The sequence below is a fragment of the Deinococcus sp. Leaf326 genome, from assembly GCF_001424185.1.
Classification (GTDB): domain Bacteria; phylum Deinococcota; class Deinococci; order Deinococcales; family Deinococcaceae; genus Deinococcus.
In genome coordinates this window covers 47,728-70,899 of sequence record NZ_LMOM01000026.1, presented here as the reverse complement: position 1 = coordinate 70,899, position 23,172 = coordinate 47,728, and the positions used below count along the sequence as shown (strand labels likewise).

General features: G+C 63.4%; 17 protein-coding genes and 3 pseudogenes. 13 read left to right on the top strand and 7 right to left on the bottom strand.

Translation table 11 applies throughout. The annotated features are described in order from the left end of the window. The first annotated feature begins 35 nt into the window (after positions 1 to 35). The 5 genes from ASF71_RS10075 (at position 36) to ASF71_RS10055 (ending at position 7,884) form a co-directional block, all read left to right on the top strand. Positions 36 to 5,225, top strand: a complete 5,190-nt coding sequence (locus ASF71_RS10075) for a helicase-related protein (protein WP_056299052.1) — start codon at positions 36 to 38, stop codon at positions 5,223 to 5,225. Between the two features lie 48 nt (positions 5,226 to 5,273). Continuing rightward, positions 5,274 to 5,585 (top strand): hypothetical protein, encoded by a 312-nt coding sequence (locus ASF71_RS10070; RefSeq protein ID WP_056299048.1) that lies wholly within the window; start codon positions 5,274 to 5,276, stop codon positions 5,583 to 5,585. Positions 5,586 to 5,678: 93 nt separating this feature from the next. Beyond that, positions 5,679 to 6,377: a hypothetical protein gene (locus tag ASF71_RS10065; protein WP_056299045.1), complete on the top strand. Its 699-nt coding sequence runs from the start codon at positions 5,679 to 5,681 to the stop codon at positions 6,375 to 6,377. Positions 6,378 to 6,415: 38 nt separating this feature from the next. Continuing rightward, positions 6,416 to 7,237 carry a hypothetical protein gene (locus tag ASF71_RS10060; RefSeq protein ID WP_056299042.1) on the top strand — a complete coding sequence of 274 codons (822 nt, stop codon included), beginning with the start codon at positions 6,416 to 6,418 and terminating at the stop codon, positions 7,235 to 7,237. Further along, on the top strand, positions 7,237 to 7,884 hold the full coding sequence (locus tag ASF71_RS10055) for a hypothetical protein (protein WP_056299040.1): 648 nt from the start codon (positions 7,237 to 7,239) through the stop codon (positions 7,882 to 7,884). The genes ASF71_RS10060 and ASF71_RS10055 overlap by 1 nt, the downstream gene beginning before the upstream one ends. 127 nt (positions 7,885 to 8,011) lie before the next feature. On the opposite strand, the gene ASF71_RS10050 is transcribed toward ASF71_RS10055, so the two are convergent. The 4 genes and pseudogenes from ASF71_RS10050 to ASF71_RS25735 all read right to left on the bottom strand — a co-directional run. Beyond that, on the bottom strand, positions 8,012 to 10,492 hold the full coding sequence (locus ASF71_RS10050) for a hypothetical protein (protein ID WP_156372716.1): 2,481 nt from the start codon (positions 10,490 to 10,492) through the stop codon (positions 8,012 to 8,014). A 124-nt stretch (positions 10,493 to 10,616) separates the two neighbouring features. Next, positions 10,617 to 11,702 carry a linear amide C-N hydrolase gene (locus ASF71_RS10045; protein WP_200939693.1) on the bottom strand — a complete coding sequence of 362 codons (1,086 nt, stop codon included), beginning with the start codon at positions 11,700 to 11,702 and terminating at the stop codon, positions 10,617 to 10,619. Positions 11,703 to 11,762: 60 nt separating this feature from the next. Further along, positions 11,763 to 12,494, bottom strand: a pseudogene (locus ASF71_RS25740) (carboxylesterase family protein); the annotation flags it as partial. Position 12,495: 1 nt separating this feature from the next. Continuing rightward, positions 12,496 to 13,262 (bottom strand): annotated as a pseudogene (locus ASF71_RS25735) (carboxylesterase family protein); the annotation flags it as partial. Positions 13,263 to 13,931: 669 nt separating this feature from the next. Between ASF71_RS25735 and ASF71_RS22560 the strand changes: the two are divergent. Further along, positions 13,932 to 14,600, top strand: a complete 669-nt coding sequence (locus ASF71_RS22560) for a protease inhibitor I42 family protein (RefSeq protein ID WP_082505876.1) — start codon at positions 13,932 to 13,934, stop codon at positions 14,598 to 14,600. Between the two features lie 127 nt (positions 14,601 to 14,727). Here the strand turns inward: ASF71_RS22560 and recQ are convergent, their stop codons facing one another. After that, complete coding sequence (recQ, locus tag ASF71_RS10035; protein WP_056299031.1) at positions 14,728 to 17,121, bottom strand: DNA helicase RecQ; 2,394 nt, start codon at positions 17,119 to 17,121, stop codon at positions 14,728 to 14,730. Between the two features lie 533 nt (positions 17,122 to 17,654). On the opposite strand from recQ, the gene ASF71_RS10030 reads away from it, so the two are divergent. Both ASF71_RS10030 and ASF71_RS10025 read left to right on the top strand, forming a co-directional pair. Then, positions 17,655 to 17,861, top strand: a complete 207-nt coding sequence (locus ASF71_RS10030) for a hypothetical protein (RefSeq protein ID WP_056299028.1) — start codon at positions 17,655 to 17,657, stop codon at positions 17,859 to 17,861. 37 nt (positions 17,862 to 17,898) lie between these two features. Further along, positions 17,899 to 18,165: a helix-turn-helix transcriptional regulator gene (locus tag ASF71_RS10025; protein WP_082505893.1), complete on the top strand. Its 267-nt coding sequence runs from the start codon at positions 17,899 to 17,901 to the stop codon at positions 18,163 to 18,165. 89 nt (positions 18,166 to 18,254) lie between these two features. Here the strand turns inward: ASF71_RS10025 and ASF71_RS10020 are convergent, their stop codons facing one another. Together ASF71_RS10020 and ASF71_RS25730 are read right to left on the bottom strand one after the other, a co-directional pair. Further along, positions 18,255 to 18,653, bottom strand: a complete 399-nt coding sequence (locus tag ASF71_RS10020; protein ID WP_235514303.1) for a hypothetical protein — start codon at positions 18,651 to 18,653, stop codon at positions 18,255 to 18,257. Next, a pseudogene (locus ASF71_RS25730) lies at positions 18,654 to 18,845 on the bottom strand (TetR/AcrR family transcriptional regulator); the annotation flags it as partial. Positions 18,846 to 18,947: 102 nt separating this feature from the next. Here ASF71_RS25730 and ASF71_RS10015 point away from each other — a divergent pair. The 5 genes from ASF71_RS10015 (at position 18,948) to ASF71_RS09995 (ending at position 23,164) form a co-directional block, all read left to right on the top strand. Then, complete coding sequence (locus ASF71_RS10015; protein WP_056299021.1) at positions 18,948 to 19,955, top strand: hypothetical protein; 1,008 nt, start codon at positions 18,948 to 18,950, stop codon at positions 19,953 to 19,955. Positions 19,956 to 20,288: 333 nt separating this feature from the next. Further along, positions 20,289 to 20,669: a hypothetical protein gene (locus ASF71_RS10010; RefSeq protein WP_056299018.1), complete on the top strand. Its 381-nt coding sequence runs from the start codon at positions 20,289 to 20,291 to the stop codon at positions 20,667 to 20,669. A 42-nt stretch (positions 20,670 to 20,711) separates the two neighbouring features. After that, the gene (locus tag ASF71_RS10005) at positions 20,712 to 22,460 is read left to right on the top strand and encodes a hypothetical protein (RefSeq protein ID WP_056299016.1); all 1,749 of its coding nucleotides are present in this window, start codon (positions 20,712 to 20,714) and stop codon (positions 22,458 to 22,460) included. Positions 22,461 to 22,532: 72 nt separating this feature from the next. After that, positions 22,533 to 22,754, top strand: a complete 222-nt coding sequence (locus ASF71_RS23655) for a hypothetical protein (RefSeq protein WP_156372715.1) — start codon at positions 22,533 to 22,535, stop codon at positions 22,752 to 22,754. Continuing rightward, positions 22,751 to 23,164 (top strand): type II toxin-antitoxin system VapC family toxin, encoded by a 414-nt coding sequence (locus ASF71_RS09995; protein ID WP_056299008.1) that lies wholly within the window; start codon positions 22,751 to 22,753, stop codon positions 23,162 to 23,164. The genes ASF71_RS23655 and ASF71_RS09995 overlap by 4 nt, the downstream gene beginning before the upstream one ends. The last annotated feature ends 8 nt before the right edge of the window (positions 23,165 to 23,172 follow it).

Sequence of the window (23,172 nt, the reverse complement as noted above, 5' to 3'; positions counted from 1 at the left end):
CGTCCTGACGGCCGACACCGCGTACCCCCGACCCTATGAATAAAAAGTCCTTCGCGCTGCGCATCGTCACCGGCATCATGGCCCTCTTCGGTCTCAACGAAGCCGCCAACGCTGCCCCGGCCGCCCTCCTCAAGACGGCCCAGCCTGACCGCGCGACGGTCTTCCAGGACCTGCTCCCCCTGAACGGTGAGCTCCTGGCCGCGCAGGCCTCGCCTGACGTGGTGAGCGAAACGCAGCCTGCCCCCGCCCCCGAGGGGCTGGCGTACGGCGTCGAAGCGACCGGTGGGCAGGTGGCTGCCCGACTGCAGGCGAATGCCCTCGCCCGGCAGGCCATCCTCGCCCCGGAGCCGGACCTGAACATCCTGCGCGCGTACAGCAGCACGGGCGGTCTCGGCGACCAGAGCGAGAGCATCGACCAGTTCTACACGCCCGGCGAGATCGGGGCCCTGATGTGGACCCTCGCCTGCCTGGGACAGAAGCTCGACGATCTCAAGAAACCCGTCCGTGCCCTCGAGCCCTCTTGCGGCAACGGCGGTCTCCTCGCGCAGGCACCTGCTGGCCTGCACCTCACAGGGGTCGAGCTCGACCCGGTCGCCGGCCGCGCCGCGCAGCTGCTGCATCCCCACGCGGCCGTGCACGTCATGGCGATGGAGTCCTATAACACCCGTTCCAGTGACCCGCTCTTCAACCTAGCGGTGCTCAACCCCCCGTTCGGCAATCGGGGCGCCACGCGCGATCTGCACGAACGAGATGAGGTGCGCAGCGAGCGGTACTTCATGACCCAGACCCTGCGCCGCGTCATGCACGGCGGCACGGTCGTTGCCCTCCTCCCCCTGAGCGTCCTGCACGGCCAGCGTCACCGGGACTGGCGGGCCGCCCTGCTCCGTCAGGCACTGCCCCTGCACGCGGTCGTGGTGCCCGAGGGGGCGTTCCGCGAGGCGGGCGCGGGCGTCACAAAGGTCCTGCTCGTCCTGCGCCGCCACGACGTCGGGGTCGCCGAGGGGTGCGCCCTGCACACCGACACCCAGCTCACGGAAATGCTCCTGCGTCACTGCCCGGACATGACCCATCAGACCCTCGTTCAGGGCTTCAGCGAGGGCAAGGGGCTCGTCCAGAGCACCGAAACGGATGGGGAGTGGACCCACGCTCTGACCCTGAATCTGCAAGCCAACCACCTCGGCCGCGTCCGCGCCGACTTCACCACCGGTCGATTCGGTCAGCCCGCCCTCCGCGGGGAAGTGCGTGCGGACACCTCGGCCATCGTCACCCAGCTTCAGGCCGCCCGGAAGTCGGCGCCCATCACCCTGCGCAGCATGATCGAAACGGTGCGCAGCCTGCACGGTGACCCAGCGGCCCAGGCATTCTTCGAGGCCAGTGAGGAGGCCCAGTTCTTCCCGATCGCCGAGGGCACCCTGAGCACCGACCGCCGGTACTGCTTCCGCCTCGGCGCGTGGCAGGTGACGGACGATTTCGCCGACCCGCGCGTCTTTCACGCCGCCGAGCTGGCCCAGACGCTGGAAAGCTACCTGCACGCCCGCACGGCCGGCCGGGTGGAAACCCCCCGTCGCCGGGCCCTGGTGCAGGCCCGCTTCCAGGCCTACGTTCGTCAGCACGGCAACTTCAACCGCCAGCGGTTCCTCCGCCTGGTGGACGCCTACCCGCTGTTCTCCCTCCTGCTGAGCCACATCACCGAGTCGGGTGAGCTGCACCTGCCCGATGACGTCGACGTGCGCCTGCCCATCACCGGTCAAGGCATCGAAGAGGTGGCCGGACAGTTGGCGGACTTGCTGGCCCTCACCGAGGACACGCTCAGCGATTACGCCGGAGTCAGCGTGGAAGAGGCGGCCGTGTTCCTCACCGAGCACTATGCCTTCGATGGGGAGCGCTGGATCGAACCCGGCCTCTACTACGCCGGCCACGCCATCCTCCGCTCCGGAGAAGCCCGCGATCTCGCCCGGGCCTTCACGGGCCACCGCCGCGAGACGCTGCTCGCCCAGGCCGACGAGTTCATGACCCGCGTGCGCCGCACCCCCGTCGCGGACCTGAACCTCTCCCCCCGCGACCCGGTCCTCCCTGTCGCTGCACTCGAGGCCTGGGTCAACGCCTATCTCGATGCCGCGCAGAACGGCAAGCCCCTGCTCAACGTCGAGCGCACCCGCGGCGCCGTCAAGCTCAGCGTCCGCGCCAGTGCCGGCGACGAACTCGTCCAAGCCCGCAGCGCCTTCGACTTCGATCAGAGCCGTGCGCTCGAGGCCTTCCTCAACCACAAGACTGAGGTCGAGACCATTCGCGGTGCCAAGGAGATGAGCAAGGAAGAGTACACGGCCGCCCGTACCCTGGCCATCGAGGACGCCCGGCAGTACGAAGCGCAGGTCACCCGCCACTTCCAGGCCTGGTTGCCGGAGAGCGCCTTCGCGCAACTCGTCGAGGACGCCTACACCTTCGCCCGTGGCGCCACGCTCCGCGCCCAGGGCAGCACGCGCCCCCTGGCCATCGCCGGCTATCAGGGCAAGACCCCGCACCCGTACCAGCTCATGGACGTGCGCACCATGGCGATGACTCCGGGCATGGTCAACAACTACGACGTCGGTCTGGGGAAGACCATCGAGATGCTGCTGCTCATCGGTTACCTCAAGATGTGCGGCCGGGCCTCCCGTCCCATCATCAGCGTCCCCGCCGGGCTCGTGAGCAACTGGGCGACGAACGCCCGTGAGGCCTACCCGAGCTGGAACATCGTCACGGTCGGGATGAGCGTGCGCCACGACAAGAAGGGCCAGGTCGTCTACAAGCGCAAGCGCGACGGCTCCTACATGCTCAAGGACGGGCAGCGCATCGAGGCCTGGACCAAGGACACCCCTGCGGTCAAGAAGACCAAGATCGCCTCCCTGGCGGCCGGCACGGTGGACCTCATCATCATGAGTCGGGAGGCGCTGACCAGCCTGCCGATGCTCCGTGAGAACCGCCAGCGGCTGATCATGGACGACCCACAGTACCTGCGCAACCTCGAAACGCAGGATGCCTTCGAGGGCCAGCCCCGCCGCGGCCGCCACCAGGAGTTGGTCCGCCAGCTCGGGGTCTTCGGCGCCATGATGAGCCGGGTGAACGTCGCGCGGCCGGGCGACCTGTGCTTCGAGGTCCTGGGCTGCGATTTCCTCGGGCACGATGAGGCTCATGGGCTGAAGAATTTGGCATCCCCTCCGGCCGTTTTTGGCGAAACGCCCCGCTTCCTGGGGGCTGGGGGCGAGTCACAGCGCTCACTCGATGCCCTGCATAAGGGGCGCTACATCCGCGAGCGGGGGGGCAGCACCTTCGCCTTCACCGCCAGTTGGGTCAAGAACAGCCCCCTGGAGATCGGCGCCATGCTGAGCATGGTCACGGACGCCCTGCCCTCTTACGGTCTGCCCACGGGGGAAGCCCTGATGGATCAGTACCTCAAGATCGAGCCGCAGATCATCACCGGCATGGACGGCAGCGTCGACGTCAAGCCGTGCGTGACCGGCTTCCGGCGTCTGCGGGAGTTGCGTCACATCATCGCCAACCACGTGATCAGCCGGACGTACGGCGATCCCGAGGTCGTGACTGGCACCGGGCAGCCCCTGGCGGTGCCCACGGCGGAAGTCGACGAGGTGATGATCGACATGAGTGCCGAGCAGGCGCACCTCTACACCAGCCTGCGCGAGCGGGCCCGGAACGCCGACGCGCGTGCCAAGGGACCCAACCACCCCTTCGCGATCCAGTGGGAGATGCGCAAGCTCTCCATCGACCCGGTACTGCTCAATGTCGCCGGGCCCAACCCCCGCTTCGAGCGCATCGCCGAACTCGCCCTGGAGAACCGCGCGACCGGCGGCAAGGGCCTGGTGTTCCTCAGCATCGGCGAGAAACAGGGCGCCTTCACCCGCCTGAAGAACACGCTCGTCGCGGCCGGCTACCCCGCCCAGGAGATTGCCATCGTCTCCAGCGACACCCACAAGAGCAGCGTGGAGCGCCAGGACTTGGAGGACGACTACAACTACGGCGACCTCACCCTCATCCTCGGGACGGACGTGCTCGGCCAGGGCTTCAACCTCCAGGTGGGCACGAGCCTGATCATCAATGCGGACATGCCCTGGAACTTCGAGGAGATCCGCCAGCGGGTCGGGCGCGGTGCGCGGCAGGGCAACACGGTGGACAAGCTCCGCAACGTCTACCTGCTCATGCGCGGCTCGTTCGATACCCTGACCTACACGATCATGTCCGGGAAGAAGTCCTGGCTCTCGCAGCTGTGGGACAGTGAGATCGACGAACTCGGCAACTCCGGGCAGGGCTTCTCCGGCGAGGAAATGGCGCTGCTCATGAGCGACGACGTGGAGGCCACCCGGGCGCAGATCCTCTCCAAGAAGACGGAACTCGCCGAACGGACCGGCCGCGCTGCCCTGGAGCGTCAGCTCGAAAGCCTCGCGGCGGCCCTGAACGCCCGGGACGTCGTGCAGCAGCGCTACGAGAAGGGCCGGCGCCGCAAGTACGGGCTGACCGCGAACGACCACGTGCGCGTCCGGGTGGCGCGGGGCGTCTTCGATCAGCGCGTGACGGCCCTGAAGCAGATGGGGGACTTCCCTCTGGCGCGGCTCGTGGACTACACCGGTGAGATCTTCTGGTTCGGGCTGCTGCCGGTCCACGAGGGCCTGAGCTTCAAGGCCGACTATCAGCGCTTCACCGTGCGGCAGGTCACGACGGGGGTCATCATGGCGACGAGCGAGAAGGGCGAATCGCGCACCTTCACGGGCAGCCAGCTTATGCGGGCCACGGACTTCACGCCGAACACGGACGCCGGGCTCTACCAGGCCGCGGCCGCGCTGGAGGTCCCGCGCATTGCCCTGAGCGACGCCTTGCAGGTGTACGTGGTGGACAGCCGCCGGGCGAAGAAGGTCTGCCCGCGCGACCCGGAACTGGTGGTGAGCCTGTCCTTGAGTGGGCAGCGGGTGGAACTGGTGAATCCGGAGGACAGCTTCGGCCTGATGAGCCGCCTGATCTGCAAGGAGACGGTGATGCACTTCCAGGTGCAGACCGTGGACGGCGTGCAGGTGGTGCAGCAGGTCATCGTGCTCTCGGCCGTGGACAGCGTGCTCGACAAGACCAAGCAGACGACAGCCAGCCCGAAGCTGCACGCCCGGCTGCTGCAGCTCGTGGCCCGCGTGCTGGGGGCGGAGGTCGTGGAGAGCGTGGCCAGTCCCGCACAGGCGGCGTAAGCGCAGGACCCTCTCCGGGGGAACGTCCCCCCGGAAGGTCATGGGCGGGTGCATCAACACCAAGAGACCGGGGGCTGGAATGCCTGGGAGGCCCGCGAGCGTGCCATTCGGGCCGTGCGCACCCATGCGGTGATCGGCCCCCAGGTGCGCGTGGCGGTGCAGGCCTCCGAGCAGGCGCAACAGGCCACCCGCACCGCCGCCCGGGGGCAACAGCAGGCCCTGCGTGGCGCCGCCCGGCAACACTTTCGAGACGCCGTTGCTCTGGCGCGGGAGATCGCCCAGCCGTTCTATCCCTATCCCGTCACGGATTTTGACGTCCGCTGCATCGTCCTCGGCGTCATCCAACCCCCACGGGCGTAGATCGCCCCCTCCCCGCCCCGAACCTTCCCTGGTTCGGGGCGGCCCCGTTGTCTCGGAGATCCGGCCCACAGCGGCCTTCTCAAAGGAGCAAGCATGCCAAACGACCGCCGATTCACCACGCTTGAGGAGATCCAGGAAGTCTTCTTCTGGGACGCTGCACCGCCCATCCCCCATGTCAACGCCGTCGTGTCCCTCCCGGAAGGGGGGACAGCCACCGTCGTGGGCTACGTGCTCGAGGAGGCCAGGGCCGCGCCTCGTCGGTGGCTCAACCTCCAGGTCCGCACCGAGACGGGCGCGCTGCGCATCCTCCCCGCCCAAGCTCTGGAGCAGGGCCTGGGCGCCTCCACCGAACCGGTGCAGGTGGCGCTCAGCGCGTTGAGCACCGTCCGCGACCGCCTGACTCGGGGCTTTCCCCTCGAAGCCGGGAATGACCAGCTCCTCGCTGGGGGCGTGCCCTTCGCCAGTCTGGCCTTCTTGGGGGGCGTGATCAGCGCCCTCCTCGGGGGAGAGGGGAAGTACCTCCTGCGGCCCGGTCCTGGCGCCCTCGAAGGCCTGCGCGCCGCCTGGCCGGAACTGGAGCTCGCCGTCGTGGGAGACACGCTGGTCTGGGCTCATAGCCCCCTACTCGCCGAACTGAGTCCGGACACGCTCGGGCGCATTCAGCCGCTCTTGCAGCAGGGCGGCGCCCAGCCGGGACGACAGCTGCTGCGGGTGGTGGGGGAAGAACGGGTACTCCAGGTGATGCGCGACCTGCTCCCCTCCCCCCGACCTGGTACGCCTTCGACCTCCTGAGTTGACCCTCCCCCCCTCGCGGGGGGAGTTGTCATGGCATGCAAACCCTGGCTACGGACGGCGACACCCCACATGCACTGAGCACGTACTTCGAGAAGCGCAAGCAGCCCGAGAGCCACATCGCCGCACTCGAGATCAATGGCGACGTCGCCTATCTCGCGGTCACGCGTCAGGGACTCACGCAGGCCTTTGTGGTCGAACTCTCTGTCCTGCCGACCCGACCCTTCGGCCATGATCTCGCCCTGGGGCCGGTACAGCGCGAGCAGCAGGGGCCCACGCCCTGTGAAGTCAGTCCGGCTTTTCTCAAGCACCTCTCGCCTCTTTCCCCGATGTTCACGACCCCGGAAGGGGAGGCCTGGCGGACCCGTGCCACGGCTCACGCCCAGCGCCAGGCGCGCAACCAGAAAGGCGATGTGCTCCTGGGCACCTACGGCAGTGCGCGCGGGTGCATCTCCTACGACGAGGAGGCCAAGAATGCCTTCAAAGCCGACAGCCTCCGCTACCTCAAACGTCTGGCGAAGGCGTTGGGCTATCCCGTGGCTGAGGGCCGCCCCCGCGCCGTGACGTGGAATGCGGGCGGCATCGCGCTGCACCTGCAGGTCGACACGGGGCTGATCGTGATGGTCGAAATCTTCGCCTCCGGCACGAGTGGACGAGTGAGCCCAAGTGGCACGGCCATCATGTGGCGATTCGAGAACTCGACGGGGAAGGACAACCGCTACCCCCACCCGAATCAGTGGCCCCTCTGGTCCCTGAGTGTTCCGGAGCTCGCGCAAACCATCCAGCGCGAGGCGGGGCACTTCCTGGCCTGGAGGGCCGCACGCTCAGTCCCCCTTCAACCCCTGGCGGCGGCGAGCTGATGCGGTACTTCGCCTCGACGAACTCCGACCTCGACGCCCTGAAGGCCCATCCTGGGATCGGCGTCATGATTGGCCCACGGGTCAGTGGACTAGGCAGCATCACCGCCGGGCGAGCCTGGGCCAGTGACTGCGGGGCCGTGAGCAAGTACGGCTTCGACGAGGACTTGTACTTCGCGCAGATCCAGCGCCTCGAGCCCTGGGCGGCGACCTGTCACTTTCTGGTCGTCCCGGACGTCATCCACGATGCAGAAGCCACGCTGAACGTCTTCACGCACTATGCCCGCGAGTTGACTGACATCCCGTTGCCCCTGGCCTATGTGCTCCAGGATGGGGCCGAGAACGAAGCGTTTCCCGTAGGTGCCCAGGTCGCGTTCCTGGGTGGGAATGATCCCTGGCGCCGGCGATGGGGCGCCACGCTGCTCGCCCGCGCGCACGAGGAAGGCCTGCGGACGCACGTCGGCCGGGTGAACAGCGCGCAGCGGATTCAGGCGTTGAGCTTCACGCACGCGGACAGCTGCGATGGCACGTACGTTGCCTTCAGGTCGGTGGAACGTGGCCTCCGGGAGATTGGGGAGTGGCTCGACCGTGCCGCAGCTCCGGCGTTGTTCAGCGCGAACGACTTCCGGCATTCCCCGCAGGGAGAGTGATTTCCGACTGACATGCTTCTCTTGTGTTGGAGACAGAAATCAAAATAATTAAAGAAACGGCCTTGATATACAAGACCGTTCTAAATAATTCGTAATTAATTTAAGTTACTTATATTAACCAGAACAATTAGTACCAGTAATAATTCTTGTTCGCATCTATCCCATTTGTTCTGCGCATTAAGAAGAAATCCATATTTTTAGTAGACTTCAAAGCGTTTTCTGGAAAGACAAATCGATAATTATAAGCAAAAAACAAATACCTTTTATATCTCTCCGCAAGAGATTTCCAACCCTCACCACTTGCCTCGTATGCGGCATCTATGTCCATAAGGCCATATGGCATCTTATCATACTGAATTACCTTTTCTTCTCCAGTATCACCGTCTAGTACATTTCGACCTACAATGAATACCCCTAAGCTATCCCAGTCTTTTAGAGTATTATAATTATAATCAGCAACAACGCTTGTCTTGAATGCTATTCTCGCTCTATCCCAGTCTCCGCCAGTGTAATAATCCTTTACTACCTCGCCAAGCTCGGGAAAACCTTTACAATGAAGACCCGATGCAAATATCTTACCCTGAGATTGGAAACCCACACTCTTAATTCCACCAGCATCTTTTAATTTTCTATTTAAATCAGCAATATCTCGCTGAAGAGGCAATACGATATTCCAATCTGTAGTAGACGTCAGAGTATATTCCCGATAGAAGTCCCTAGTGCCGTAAAAATCCGTTGAACAATACCGTGCTCCAGCCTTGTAACTAGGCAAAGGATCATCAAGACCAACACCACTATAGACAACATCCGGCAAAAACCAACCACTCAACAAAGTATCCTCAGTAGCCTTGGCACGAGCTTCCGTATAGACTTGATTGATTTTACTCATATCATTATCAATCTTAGGCATATTATTAGAAATGGTATAATCAGGCAACAAAGGCGATTGACCATCCGACGCCGTCCGATACATCGTATAACCCGGCCTATCCTTATCCGTCTTCCACTCCTGATCAATTACCGTATTCGCCGGCAATATATGAGGAGTAGGGGCGTACGTTACATTCTTCGTCGTCAGCAGGAAGGGATCGACAAGCGGAACAACCAGCGGCTGGGGCTGCACCACACCCCCTTTCACCTGACTGTACAGATAGGTCCGCTCCTGCATCCAGGCATGGAAGGAATCTTGAGCAACGACCGGCTGATCTGTACCCATCAGCATGTTGATCTTCAAGGTCATCCCTTCCGCCAGAATATGATCCAGATAATCCCATTGCTGCTGAACCAGTTGCGCCTCATTCTGCGTGTAGAAGACCTTGCTGTTGCCCCTGACCAGCTTGCTCCACTGGGGAATCAGGCCTGCAACACCAATGGCTTCATTCCCGAGAAGCTTGTTCGCGAATCCTGAGAAGTTATTCGCATTAGGTTCAATCCCATCTTGGCTTGGATGTTCAGGCAGATACAGGAGCGCCGCACTCAATGTGAGGTTATCGCTCTTCAGTCTGGCGCCGTACTGCTGAATCTGTTTGTCCAGAAGCGCCTGGGCAGCTGGCTCTGTCGCAGTTGCCCTATCAATCATCGCCTCATTCAACTGAATAAGTGTGAGGTACGACGTATGAATCTGGCTCGCATAGTTATCCAGCTGCGCCATATTGCCGTGATAATCAGCCAGGTCCACTTTCTTCCCGAGCGCATCGACCTCGCTCTTCAGCGCATCGACTTTGCTATTCAGTTCGATCAGTTGATTCTTGATCTCTCTCAGTTGATTAGAAATCTCAGCCAGCTGCGCCGCCGTCTTATCCCCGAAGAAGCTGTTGAACCCCGTCAGTTGCAGAAGCGATGTGACCCCAAAGACCGCCAACGGCCCCCCAGTCACCTGCGCCAATGCCTTCGCCGCATCTGCCGCAATGTTAGCGACCATATCTGTCGAAACAGCCCCAAGAACTGGATGGGACGCAGACACCGACTGCGCACGGAACAGATGTTGCGCCGTTCCTCCCTGCATCTCATTCGCGAGTTGCTGCGTGAACCCACTCAAGTTATTTCCGGCCGCAGACATAAACTTCTGATGCGAGAACGCGTAACTCCCCACAGACACGTACTGCCCATCCGTCAACGGCATCCCCAGGAACGACTCCACCCGGCGACTGGCACTGGCATGCGACAGACCCGGATTCTGCTTCAGGTACACCGCTATCAGATTGGTGACGGCATTAACGTGAAAGCCCCGATCGTCCCAGACTGGCATTTCAGCAGCCAACTCCCCCTCGAACGCCGCGTTATGGAGCGTGCCCCCTTTCAGAACGATGCGCAGTGCGTGGCCGTCCCGAGCATCAGGGAGGTCAATCCTCTCCTTCGCCACCAGCTTCACGACCCCCATCGCCGACGTCGTTCCCGTCAGGATGACCTCGCCCTTCGCGTTGTACAGCGACACCGACGAGTTGGCCAGCGGCGCGTGCAAATTCGCCAGGCCAGTGATCCGCCTCCCACTGGGGTCGTCGTGTTCGGCGGCGTGGTCGAAGGAACGGAAACCGCGGGGAACTGTCCACACGACATCAGGCTCAGCGCTAACGTCACCGTCAGCAGGATTGGCGTTTTTTTCATTCAAAACCTCGGGAGAAGGGCAGGGCACTCATCAGGAAAGAAGATTCGGCGGAAGGGGAACTGAAGCTGAGCGCCGTCCCCAGAGATCAACGTCGTGACGATCCCAGGGGACGCCCGGAGCACGTCGCTTACTGACCGGTTTCGAGGAAGGCGAATGCCTTGGCGTCCTTAAACCCGCCGGACACGTCCCCGCTCAGAATCGCTTTCCCCGTCAACTCCAGCCGCTTCACTTTCCCCTTCGCACTCAGGTCCAGCGACCCCAGCGACACCCACACCACGTTCGGACTCGTCGTCGACTCGAAGTAGTACGTCAGATTCTTGTTGTCACTCGCCGTGCGCCACATCGTCGGATCCAGGTTCGGGTGATCCTTCCCGATCGGCTCGAACGGCACTGACGCATTCCGGATGATGCTGAACGTATCCGCCAGCGCCTGCCGGAAATCCCCCGACTTCGGCACATTCCGCAGGTAGTAGTCCGCACGCACGAACCGCTCCGCCGAGTTCTCGGTGCCCGGCAGGAACGCCCCGTTCAGCGGCTTCCAGTAGTCGTTCACCGCCAGTTGCTGATCCAGCGTCGGATCATTGGTCATCACGTTGAACTCGTGGCCGTGATGGATCACCAGTTTCCCCTTGATGTACTCGAAGACCGCCGAGTCCCCCGTACGGTCCGTGATCGCCAGGTGGCCGACCGCATCGACCGGACCGATCGCCGTGGGCACCTGCCGGGTGGTGATCTGGATCTTGTCGGCCTGCAGCGCGTCGACCGCTTCCTTCACCGTCGCGAAGTTGTCCAGCACGTACTGGCCCCACGCAGTGACCGAGAGTCCCTCACGGGCGACATCGCGCTTCCCGTAATCTGCGACCCCCAGGTACAGCACATTCGCGCTCAGGCCCTTCTCGTTGATGCCGTCCACGGTGGAGAAGTCGTACATGCTCGTGATGACGCTGCCGTACTTCGAAGTCCACCGCAGCGAGTTCTGTCCCGACGCCCCCGCACGCTGCATCCCCTTGGGGAAGGCCCACATGTTGGACTGAGGATTTTCCACCCAGTCCATGCTGCGGCCGACCGCGACCATGCCATCGAGCCCTTCGTAGGCAATACGGGTGCAGGCCTGGGCCGGGAAGCTGAGGACGAGCGCGCCGGCCATCAGGGTCGTGACGAGGCGGGCGTTGACGGTCTTGAGGTGGGCCATGCTGCTGCGAATGGGGGACATGTTCGTTCCTTTGATTGGTGGACAAGAGGGGTGAAAAAGGGTCGAGAACGCGGGGCGCACCTAGTACAGGCTGAGGCGGTCCGGGTAAAGGCCCTGCCAGAACGCGCAGTGGTGCGCGGCGCCCGCATCGAAGTTCCAGACGTTGTCCGGCGCGAACCGCATCACCTGATTGGCAGACTTGAAAGGCGTCCAGGCCGGCAGCAGCGACGCCTGCGGGGTGCCTGTCCGGGCGAAACTCGTCCAGTACGCCATCATCTGATCCGCCAGACGCTGTGAGGGCGCCGAGAGCGCCGGGCCATCGAGCTTCGTCGTGTTCGAGAAGCCCGGGAACTGGTATGGCAACTCGGCCGAGTGCACCGCGCCCATCTCGAACCCAGGGTTCGGGGTGACTTCAGGCGCCGTGGCGTCCGCAAATTCGTACTGGTAGACCGGGGTATAGGCCGAACCCAGGTTCGCCGTTTCGAGGTAGTCGCAGTTGTTGAGCGCGACGAGCGGCGAGTAGTCCGACGTCGCCGTGCCGAGGGCCGTGGCGGGGGAGGAATACGCGCTCAGCGGGTACTCCCGCATGACCTGGGCGGCCTTGTCCCCGTACACCGCTTCGAGATGGGCCAGGTAGTTCTCCGGCGTGATCTTGTCCCCGGCCTGGATGGCGTAGGCGACGTACAGGCGGAGCTCGTCACGGTTACCGCCGTTGAGGATGGGCACGCGGACGATCTGACCCGTCGCGAAGGCTTCCCGGCCCTGACGGGGCTGAGCCTTGGAGCCGATGCTGGGGACGAAGGTCATGATGTCNAGGATGGGCACGCGGACGATCTGACCCGTCGCGAAGGCTTCCCGGCCCTGACGGGGCTGAGCCTTGGAGCCGATGCTGGGGACGAAGGTCATGATGTCTGCACCCGCGACCTTGCTCCCAGCTTCCAGGAGGGTCTTGACCGGGACAGCCCGCATACAGGCGAGAGCTTTAGCGGCGTCGTTACAGCCCACCAGGGCAGCGACCTTCTCGCCCGTCTTGCCGTTCTCGGCCACAGTCTTGAAGGGGTGGACACAGCCGGCGCTCTGAATGATGGCCTTCTGAAAGAGCCCCTTCGTTTCCTCGGGGGCGATCAGGTGCATGCAGACGGAGGCGGCGCCAGCAGATTCGCCAGCAATGGTGACGTTGTCCGGATCCCCACCGAAAGCAGTGATGTTCTTCTGGACCCAGCGCAGGGCGGCGCGCTGGTCTTCCAGGCCGAGGCTGCCGTTGGCGGCGGCATCGAAGTTGGGGTGAGCCATAAAGCCGAAGACACCGAGGCGGTAGTTCATGGAGACGACGAGCACCTGACCCTCGCGGGCGAGTTTCTCGAGGGGGTAGAGGGCGGTGGAGCCGCCGACGAAGGCGCCGCCGTACATCCAGACCACGACCGGGAGTTTCTTCTGGGGTGTGGTCTTAGTGATGGGGGCAGTGATGTTGAGGTAGAGGCAGTCCTCGTTGTAGCCGGCTTCGGTCAGGCCGTAGCGGGCGACCTGGGGGCAGCCACTCTTGTATTGGGTGGCGTCGAGCGTGCCGGTCCAGGGGGCGCGGGGTTGACGGTGCCTTGAACGGCGCCTTTATCGGTTTGGACGACGCGCTGTGCAGCGTCGCTGCTGGCCTGTTGTGAGGCGCCGATGGAAGTGAGGGAAAGCAGCGTGGTGAGGAGGGAAAGTCTGAGAGTCAGTTGACGCTGCTTTGAGAGCATGATTAAGGTTAGCTATTTGGACCAAACATCTTTCTTTCATTTGGCAATAAAGAGTACGGGAGGGAGTTTCAGATGCATGGGTCTGGAGGACCGATCCGTATGGGCGCCGTCTGGACGGCGCCCCGGACACATCTCGCTTCGTTTCGCCTCAGCACAGGCGACGCAAACCGTTCGGTCAGCCCCCCAGCAGGGGAATCAACGTCGCCTTTGGAGAGTGCGGCCCACGCTGCAGATCTCAGTTCCGGCCCCGGGATCTGTGCCGTTCATGTCAGACAACGTGACATAGAGTCAGTTCGCGTATCCACAAAAGGAGCGTTGACGGCACACCCCACCACCGCTTCTTCGCGACGGTTCTTGACGAGATCACCAGTAGGTCGACTATCGACGTGTGATCAAATCAGAGAAGCGTGTCATGGGTTTCAAAGCCGATCAACAGCTATACATCCACTCTCTCCTTCAATCCCAGGATTGTTAGGGTGATCACTTCTACACTGGCATTCCGAAGGGATCGATAATGAATAAAACCCACTTCTCCTCGGTCATTTTGAGTGCTGGACTCCTCTTGAGCGCCTGTGCGCCCACACTTTCCGCTCCAGCACAGTTGGTGACGTACCGTTGTGACAATGACATTTCTCTACAAGCCTTCTATGGCAACCAGAATCAGGTCACGCTGACCCTGACCAATCGAATGTTGACCCTGCCACTCACGGTCTCCGCAGATGGAGCCCGTTACAGTGACGGGGCCCGCACGTGGTGGACCCGTGGATCACAGGGCAATCTGCAGGAGAGAGGACTGACAACGGCCGCCAATTGCCAGGACACAGCCGCACCTGTCCCCTTTCCGACACCGACCCAGACGGTGACGTTGACACCTGCCGATGCTCAGCGAACAACAGCTGTCGTGGTGGGGAGCACAATCACCCTGCGGTTCCCCGCGAATCTGACGACGGGCTACCGCTACGAAATCCAGCCTACCCTGGGCCAGAACGTCTTGAAACAGACTGGGAGCACGCAGGAGAATGGACGGAGTGGCTTGATTGGGGCGCCAGGCACGCAGACCTTTACTTTTCAAGCAGCGAGCATTGGTACAGGGATCATCACTGTAGTGAAGAGAAGTCCATCAGGCGAGATCACAGAAACACTCAAGTTTTTGATTGCAGTCAACTACGTTGGTAAGGTCTAGAATGAGCCCACCGGGTGTCTACGGCCCTTCTTGATCTGATGGGTTGTTCCTAGAGTTGATCATTCATGGGCATACTGCTGAGGCTAGAGATGATCACTTGGCTTCACAGTGGCGAGCAACGAAGCGCTCAATCATCCAACTCCGTATTGATCGCGTCGAGCATGCTTTCCCCGTACGCCTCGATCCGCTTTGCCCCCAGTCCAGGCAAGCCCACCAGTTCAGCCATCGTGCGCGGCAAGCGGGTCGCCAGGGCTGTCAGCGTGGCATTCGGGAACACGACATACGCCGCATACCCTGTCTCTCGCGCCAGCTCCCGCCGCAACTCCTGTAAGGCCGTCATCACGGCCGGATGTGGCTGAGGGCCACTGACCTCGGGCGGTTCGATAGACGCCTTGAGGGCCGCTGGCGCCAGCGCGGGAGACGGCAGCGTTGGAGATGCTAATGCCGTCGGAGCCGGAGGAGTTCGCTCCTGCTGCACCTCACGGACAACACCGGGCTCCACAGGTGCAGTGACCACAGCGGGCGGCGCCTCCACCTGAGCGCGTTCCACAGGACGCTCGGGTTTTACCGGAACCCGCACTTCCTCCTGCACGGTCAGCAGTGGCGGGGGCGTCTCTGATAACCGAGGCATTGCGAGGGTCTCCCACGTGATGTCCTGGGGCACCAGGCCAAACTCATGCGCCTGCACGGTCCCCCGCGGCCGCCGTTGCTCCTCGTGCACCCCAGAGCGCACGATCCGCAACACCTCCGACCCGTACTCCGCTAGTCGGCGCTCCCCGATTCCGCTGATCGTGCTCAGCGTCTGCAGGCTGCCGGGGCGCAACTCCGCGACCGCCTTCAACGTCGCGTCACTGAAGATCACGTAGGGCGGCACCTTCAGTTGCCCGGCCCGCTCCGCTCGCCACGCCCGCAAGGCCAGGAACAGCGGCCGGTCGTGGGCGCCGATCGCCACCCGTGTCGCCTGCGCCCGCTCGCGCTTAGACGTACGAGGCTTCACGGTGTCCTCGCGCAGCAGCAGCTGTACCTCTCCCCGGAGAATGCCCCGGGCCCGCCCGGTCACCATCAGCCCCTGGTACGGCCCGGCCGTCAGGTACCCCAGGCTCACCAGCTGCCGCAGCACGCTCCGCCAGACCTTCACGTCGTGGCCCTTCCCCACGCCATAGGTGGGCAAGTGCCGATGCCGCTTGTTCTTGTCGTTGTCCTTCCCCAACAGGATGTCCGTCAGGTACGCCGACCCGTACCGGTTTCCCGTTCGAATCGCCGCCGAGAGCGCCATCTGTGCCTCCTGGGTCATGTCCCGCACCGTGGGCGGGTTCAGGCACACATCGCAGTTCCCACAGGGCTCTGGGAGCGTCTCCCCGAAGTAGGAGAGCAGCAGTTGCCGCCGGCACGTCGCCGCCTCGCAGTAGGTCAGCAGGGCATCGAGCTTGCCCGCCTCGATGCGCTTCACGTCCTCGGGCGCGTCACTGTCCGCGAGCATCCGGCGCACGTTCACCACGTCGGCCAAGCCATAGACCATCCAGGCGGTACTCGGCAGGCCGTCACGCCCGGCCCGACCCGTCTCCTGGTAGTAGCCCTCCATGCTCTTGGGCAGATCGAGGTGCGCCACGAACCGCACGTTCGGCTTGTCGATCCCCATGCCGAACGCCACCGTGGCCACCACGATCAGCCCTTCCTCGTTCAGGAAGCGCTCCTGCGCTCGGCTCCGATCCTGTGGGGGCATCCCGGCGTGATAGGCCACCACCGGCAGGCCTTGCTCTTGGAGCCACTCCGCCGTTTCCTCCACCGATCGCCGGGAGAGACAGTAGATAACCCCCGCATCCCCCAGGTGCTCGGCCTGAATGAACTCCAGCAACTGCTGTTTGGGCGTCGACTTGTCGGCGACCCGGTACTGAATGTTCGGCCGGTCGAAGCTGGAGACGAACTCCGGGGCCCGCTGAAGCCCGAGAACCTGCCGAATATCTGCCCGGGTCCGGTCGTCGGCCGTCGCCGTCAGCGCGATCCGGGGCACTTCAGGAAACTCCGCCGTCAGGACGCTGAGCTGCTGGTACTCCGGCCGGAAGTCATGCCCCCACTGAGAGACGCAGTGCGCCTCATCCACCGCGAACAGGGCAATCTGCGCCCGGTGCAGCCACTCCAATGTACGGGGCAGAAGGAGTCGCTCGGGCGCAATGTAGAGCAGGTCCAGACGCCCCGTGAGGACGGCCTGCTCGACCGTCCGGGCAGCCGCAGGGGAGAGGGTCGAGTTCAGGTATGCCGCCCGCACGCCCAGCTGGCGCAACGTGTCCACCTGGTCCTTCATCAGCGCGATCAGGGGCGAGACGACGATCCCGACCCCAGGCCGCAGGAGGCTGGGCAGTTGGTAGCACAAGCTCTTGCCCCCGCCGGTGGGCATGAGGACCAGGGCATTCCCACCCTCGGCGACCGTCCGCACGATGTCACCCTGCACGCCCCGAAATTCGTTGTACCCCCAGACTCGCTGCAGAACCTCCAACGCCTGGGGAAGTGCAGGACCCGTCATCCCTCCCAGTTTACCCCGTTCTGCCCAGAACAGAACAGGACGAGAGAGATGCCGCTTGACCACAGCAGACCCGCCCTCCAGTCCCTGACAGTCCCCACATCATCCGGCCGTACCGTGTCCCTCCCCCGTTGGGGAACGCCCCAGACATGCTCCTCGCCGGTCTGACCATCGCGTTCTCTCTGTTCCTGGCCCGGACGCTCTACCCCGAGCGCCCTGAAGCACCCCCCATGTCCCAGGTGCCAACCAGAACCGCCCGTACGCTCGAACTCAGGGCGACCCCAGCCATTCCAGGAGGATCCACATGACCCCACCGACCACTACCCCCCTCAGCCAACTGTCCGAGCCCCAATGGCAACAGTTCGTCCGGGACGCTCAGCTTCGCCTGCAGCAGTGGCGGCAGACCCGGCAAGGACACCTCACTGTGACCCCGACCGAAGTCCCCCGGCGGTGCGCGTAACCGGTCCTCCCGTGGAGTCGCCCTGAACCCTCGTCTAGCTTGTCGTCCGCTCGCCCCTTGTCTCCCAGGAGGTTCCATGCCCGCCCCCCAGACGACCCCCCGCCTCGACGCCGCAGGCGAGCAGTACCTCGCCGACATGGCCCGGCTCCGTGAAGAGGTGCGCGCCCGGCAGCCGACCTTGCGGGCCGTCCCACAGCTGCGCCACTACAGACGACGCCCCGCGCCCTGGCTCCTCGTGCTCGGGGGCCTGAGCGTCTTCTTCTGGGCCCGTGCAGGCACCTAGCACCAGCGAGGCCAGCCCGAGCGAGCCTCCTGAGTCCTTGACCACCCCACCGACCGTCTCGCGTCACCGCCCCGGCCAGAACCGGCGACACATTCTGGACTGTCTCCACGCCGGGCGGCCCGCCCTCTTCGAAACCGAACACCGACTCTGGGGTGCCAAGATCAGCCGCCTGACTGGGCTTCCCAAGGGCGCGGTGTACTACATGCTCCGCCAGATGGTCAAAGCCGGCACCCTGATCGCCGAACAAGCAGCTTTGGGGGATATATGGCGCGATCCAGCGACTAAGCAAGTAGACAGCAGTTGAAAGCGAAAGGAGAGTAAAGTCCAAACGGCTTACAATACTCTCCCTTGTAACATGTTTCGCGCCATGATTTCACCCCTATTCTTGGTAACTCATAGCGCGCCCCGAATGATCGAGGCGAAAGCTTGAGCGGCCTGTGCTTCGGTGTATTTGCCTCGTACGAGCGCGGTCGAGAGGGCCTCTCCAGCGCCGACCAGCCCGACACACCGTTCTTCCAGTTGCTGCTGGGGCAGAGCGCTGTGCGGCTCCAACACCGAGATGAATATCTGGACGCTGTTGTCGAGGAGTTCCTGATAGACCATCGCTTTTTCCTCGCTTCCGGCGAGCGCTGCACCGACGATGTAAAATTCTCCGTTGGTATCGGCGGCGCAGTGAATGTATGCGTCCGCGAGGGCCTGGACCATTTCCTCCGTACTCTGGGCGGTGGCCGTGATCGCACTCCGCAGCGCCGCCGCCTGCTGTGCATCGATCCATCTGTACAGCTCGATCAATAAGCCTGAGCGTGTCCCGAAGTGGTCGTACGTCACGGGTTTGGAGACTCCGGCCCGCGTAGCGAGGTGAGCTAGCGTGAGCCGGTCTGCCCCTTCTTCTTTCACAACCGTCAGGGCCGTCTCCAGGAGCTGGCGACGACGTTCGCCTTTCGAGAGGCGCTGCCGAGCTTTCGAGGGGTGCGGACTGTTCAAAGTGTGTTTCAGCTCTCCTTCACGGTGGATCGCAAACCTACCTTTCGTAGGTTGCGTGTGCTATCTACTCTTCGTAGGTTCGCACACGAAGGAGATCACAGTATGTCAACAGCTCCCATTTTACTTGTCGGCGGCTCTGGTCATGTAGGCCGCTGGACCGCCCGCTCCCTACGCCAGGCTCACCCGGATATTCCTCTATTGCTCGGTGGGCGTAACCTCGCCAACGCACAACGTGTAGCGGAGAAAATGGGTGGGGCAGAAGGCGTCGTCCTCGACCTCAGCGCGCAGGATCTGGGGCTCGGTCACCGTGAAGTCAGTGCGGTCGCAGTGCTATTGAGCGACGAGCACCGCGGCGCCCTCCACTTTGCCCAGTCGCGCCGCATTCCTCATCTCAGTGTCTCGCTAGGGATCAACGAAATCGCTCCCGAAGTGGCCGCCTACATGCGTCAGCCGGAGGCTGCTCCGGTTGTGCTCGGTACAGAGTGGCTGGTCGGCGCGACGTCAATTCCGACGCTCGAATTCGCCAGAGCGTTCAGCCGGATTCACGACATTACCATTGGAGCATTGCTGGACGAACACGACGCTGCCGGTCCAGCCGCGACAGATGACTGGGAACGGCAGACACAGACCCTGCCAGCAGCACTTGTTCGCCGGGACGGTGCTTATGTGTGGCGCATGGGCGATGAGATCAAGACGAGCTTCCGCGCCCTGGATGGGACAGAAATGGAAGCTACTGCGTACTCTCCCTACGACGTGGTTGGTCTGGCCACAGCGACTGGAGCGCCGAACGTGCAATTCCATGTCGCCATGGGGGTCAGTTCTTCCCGGCGGCGCGGCGAGGCCTTCTCCACAGAGATTCTGATTGAACTCAGCGGCGAGGATCAGGACGGTCGGCCGCTGCGCACTCGTCACGCTGTGGTTCATCCGGAAGGCCAGATGCCTCTGACAGGTCTCGGCGTCGCCATGACCCTGGAACGGCTCCTGGGTCTCGACGGGGGGCCGGTCACTCCGGCTGGCCTGTACTTTCCCCATCAACTGCTTCACCCGGCCGCCTATTGGCCGCGTTTCGAGCAGAGTGGCGGACAGATTCTTGAACTGAACGTGGACTAAGGCTCAGTTCTCAGCTGGTTCTGTTCTGCGGCTTGATACAGATCGATATTTGACATCTTGGTCTGCATCCTCATCAACCGGCAAAGCTTTGGAACTCATTATCGGTGCTCCGGCTCGAATAGGGCCGACTATCCCGGCCGTAGGCATGCCAGGGGTTGGAGAGCGGGGAAGGGTACGCTTGTTGCCTTCTCTTACTGGGTCGCGTCGCCCCAACGTTCCTTTCTGAGTGACGTCCCAGTGAGCTTGCACTCACCCTGAGAAGGTGAAAACCCGAAGATACCCCGCGCCTGCAACATCGGAAATACCGCCTTCACGTCCCGACTCGACTGGTCCATGAGCGAGCATGTCGCTCGCCTCGTCTCCATCAAGGGTACGCTCCTCAACGCCTGCGCGTGCAGCGGCTGGAAGTACGGGCGCATCGGCGAACTCCAGAACTGGAAGTTCGTCCAGGTGATCGCCCAAAAGGTCGACATGGACCCCGAGTACGCCGCCATGCGCTTCAACAGCAATTACGAGTCTCTCTTCGTTCCCTACGGCGCCTGGGGTGACGGCGAGCAGATCACCACCCTCGTCCCCCTCGGCGATGACGAGGGCATCTGGAGTGCTGCCCTCTCGGGATCCTTCGCCCCCAAGCAGGTCTATTTTGTCGGCTTCGAAGCGCCCAAGAATAACCCTGAGCAGACCATCGCCTGCTCCGCCCTCTTCACCCGCTGAGCCGCCTCTCCCTCGCCCCGTGACCGGGGCAGGCAGGGAGGCATGACTTCTCTCCTTCCTGCCCGGCCCACCACCGTCACGCCTCGCCTCGGTCCTGGCCTGCTCCGGGAAATCCCCCGGTTCTTCGGGGGCTTCGCCGCTGCCCTCCAGGAACTGCTGCAGAACAGCCTGCGCGCTGGGGCCACAGTGGTCAACTTCCACCTCGTCGGGCCCGTCCTCATGGTCACCGACAATGGCTGTGGCCTGACCGACCCCCAGGTCCTCCTGACCGCAGCCGAGAGTGGCTGGGGGGAGGGGATCGTCGAGCCCGCCGGTCTGGGGGCCCTCTCTATCCTCAATCCGGAGTTCGCACACCACGTCACCTACCGCTCGCATGACTGGTGTTTCCGTCTCACCCCCGAGGAGTTCGCCGAGAGCAAGGCCGTCCCCGTCGAAGCAGCCGAGCCGCTCATAGGCTTCCAGGTCGTCCTCGTCCTGAAGACGGAGCCCAAGCTCCGCGAGCTCCTGAAGGACCGGCGGGGATATGCCCCGATCACGGTCCGGTTCAACGGCGAAGTCATCCCCCCGCTAGAGCCCCAGGGCACGCCTCTCCCCACACCTGCGGGCACGCTCTATCTCCGGCGCAGAATCGGCGGGGCGAATGACACCGTCATCTGGGAGCACTTCGCCCTCCCTGCCCAGCTGCTCGCTCAGCGTCTCGGTCAGGCCGCTTCCCCCCTCACGGCCGCGCTCCTCAAGTTCGTCGAGTTCACGTTGGTCATCGATCCCGCGAGCGGCCTGCGTCCAAAACTGCCCGACCGCAACGCCCTCCTCGATGACGAAGCCTTCGCGCGTGCCGTTCAGGACTTGGCAACCGCCCTGGAGCGGCACGTCGAAGCGGAACTCGCCACGTGCATTCCGCACCTGGGCGCCGATCGGCTCACGGAAGCGAACCTCCACCAGGCTCAAGGGTACGGCCCCCACGTCCTCGCGACCTTCCTGCGACTCCAGGGCTATGTGCCGACGATCCTCAGCCACCCCAGTGAGATTCAGGCCTCTCTCGGCGAGGACCGGGATGACGACAGCTTCAGCGGCTGGACGCGGGACTGGATCAAACCCGAGTTGGGCGTCGTGTTCACGCCCTTCTCCGGTGAGGCCGCCGCACTCCACTTCCTCCGCACGCAGGGTTACTCCGTGCCTTACGGCACGACCGAGCATCTGGAGGCGGTCCCGGCCGTGCAGGTCCAGGGCATCCGCATGTTCCGAGAGGTCGAGATGTGGTCAGGACAGCGGCCGCTCCTGGGTCTCGCACAAACCTTGACCCTGGGAGGCCAGCCGGTCCCCTTCGCGGTCCAGGTCAACGAAGGGGAGGCGCTCGTCCCGGGGGAGGGAGACCGGACGTATGGCCTGATCCTGAGCGGCACGCCCGAGGCAGCGGAGGTCTACCTGCGCGCAAACCTGGAAGCCCTGGGCGGCTTGCTGATCCTGGGTCTCTGGGATACGCAGGAATTGCGCGACGCCGAACTGATTGAGGGCCCAGGCTCCCTCTCCGCGAGGGAGGTCGGGGACATCATCCTGCACGATTTCATCCAGGCCTTTTTCCCAGAGCGGGCTGAAGCGCAGGCCCAGGCTGAACTGCTGTCGCAGGTCTCGGGGGATCTGGCCGCCACGGCGCGACACCTCAATTGGGCCTGCCAGCGTCGACCAGGACTGGCCGAGGCGACGGCCACCTTTCAGGCCCAACTGGACGCCGAGCGGATCAAGGTGGAACAGGAACACCAGACCCTGGTCGACATGCACCGCCTCACGTAAGTCGGTCAAAGCGTTCTCAGACAACATCTTTCTTCTTCCACCCCCCCTACACTGAAGGCAGGAGGTCTATTCATGACGCGCGTCACTGCCACTGTCGACGATCAAGGACGCCTGATGCTCCCAGAAGCATTCGCCAGAACGCTCCAGGCTGGGCAGCAACTGACGATCGAGGTTGACCCACCCCCGCTCGATCTCGATGCAGCGCATCCTCTCTATGCCTTTATCGGCACCCTGCCCCGATTGGAGAGCGACAGTCGTACGCACTATCGCCGGGAACGTGGCCACGAGGAATGATCACCTGCGTCGACACGAACGTCATCAGCGCCCTGCTCCGCGATGAGCCGGGCGCAGTCCTTTTGGGAGGGCAGCTCATCCAGGCCGCTGCGCAAGGCTCCCTCTGCGTCCATGCCAGTGTGTACGCCGAACTCCTGGCCGCCCCTGACATGCGGGCCGAGCATCTGGAGGCCTTCCTGAAGTCCGTGCCTATCGAGGTGGACTGGAACACGTCCGTGAGCATGTGGACCGCCGCATCCTCGGCTTACCGTGCCTACAGCCGCCGCCGTCGAGAGAGCGGGGGAGGCCTTCCCCGGCGACTGCTGATCGATTTCCTGATCGGGGCACATGCGCAGCAACTCGGCGCGGTCCTGTTCACCCTCGATCCTCAGCACTACCGTCAGGGCTTTCCCAAACTCCTGTTGCTTTAGATCCCTCG

Excerpts from the sequence above, each read along its gene's own strand:
- ASF71_RS10010 (WP_056299018.1), top strand. The coding sequence starts at position 20,289 with ATGAGCGAGCATGTCGCTCGCCTCGTCTCCATCAAGGGTACGCTCCTC.
- ASF71_RS10060 (WP_056299042.1), top strand. The coding sequence starts at position 6,416 with ATGCAAACCCTGGCTACGGACGGCGACACCCCACATGCACTGAGCACG.
- ASF71_RS10005 (WP_056299016.1), top strand. The coding sequence starts at position 20,712 with ATGACTTCTCTCCTTCCTGCCCGGCCCACCACCGTCACGCCTCGCCTC.
- recQ (WP_056299031.1), bottom strand. The coding sequence starts at position 17,121 with ATGACGGGTCCTGCACTTCCCCAGGCGTTGGAGGTTCTGCAGCGAGTC.
- ASF71_RS10045 (WP_200939693.1), bottom strand. The coding sequence starts at position 11,702 with ATGTCCCCCATTCGCAGCAGCATGGCCCACCTCAAGACCGTCAACGCC.
- ASF71_RS10075 (WP_056299052.1), top strand. The coding sequence starts at position 36 with ATGAATAAAAAGTCCTTCGCGCTGCGCATCGTCACCGGCATCATGGCC.
- ASF71_RS10015 (WP_056299021.1), top strand. The coding sequence starts at position 18,948 with ATGTCAACAGCTCCCATTTTACTTGTCGGCGGCTCTGGTCATGTAGGC.
- ASF71_RS10030 (WP_056299028.1), top strand. The coding sequence starts at position 17,655 with ATGCCCGCCCCCCAGACGACCCCCCGCCTCGACGCCGCAGGCGAGCAG.
- ASF71_RS22560 (WP_082505876.1), top strand. The coding sequence starts at position 13,932 with ATGAATAAAACCCACTTCTCCTCGGTCATTTTGAGTGCTGGACTCCTC.
- ASF71_RS09995 (WP_056299008.1), top strand. The coding sequence starts at position 22,751 with ATGATCACCTGCGTCGACACGAACGTCATCAGCGCCCTGCTCCGCGAT.
- ASF71_RS10065 (WP_056299045.1), top strand. The coding sequence starts at position 5,679 with ATGCCAAACGACCGCCGATTCACCACGCTTGAGGAGATCCAGGAAGTC.
- ASF71_RS23655 (WP_156372715.1), top strand. The coding sequence starts at position 22,533 with ATGACGCGCGTCACTGCCACTGTCGACGATCAAGGACGCCTGATGCTC.
- ASF71_RS10055 (WP_056299040.1), top strand. The coding sequence starts at position 7,237 with ATGCGGTACTTCGCCTCGACGAACTCCGACCTCGACGCCCTGAAGGCC.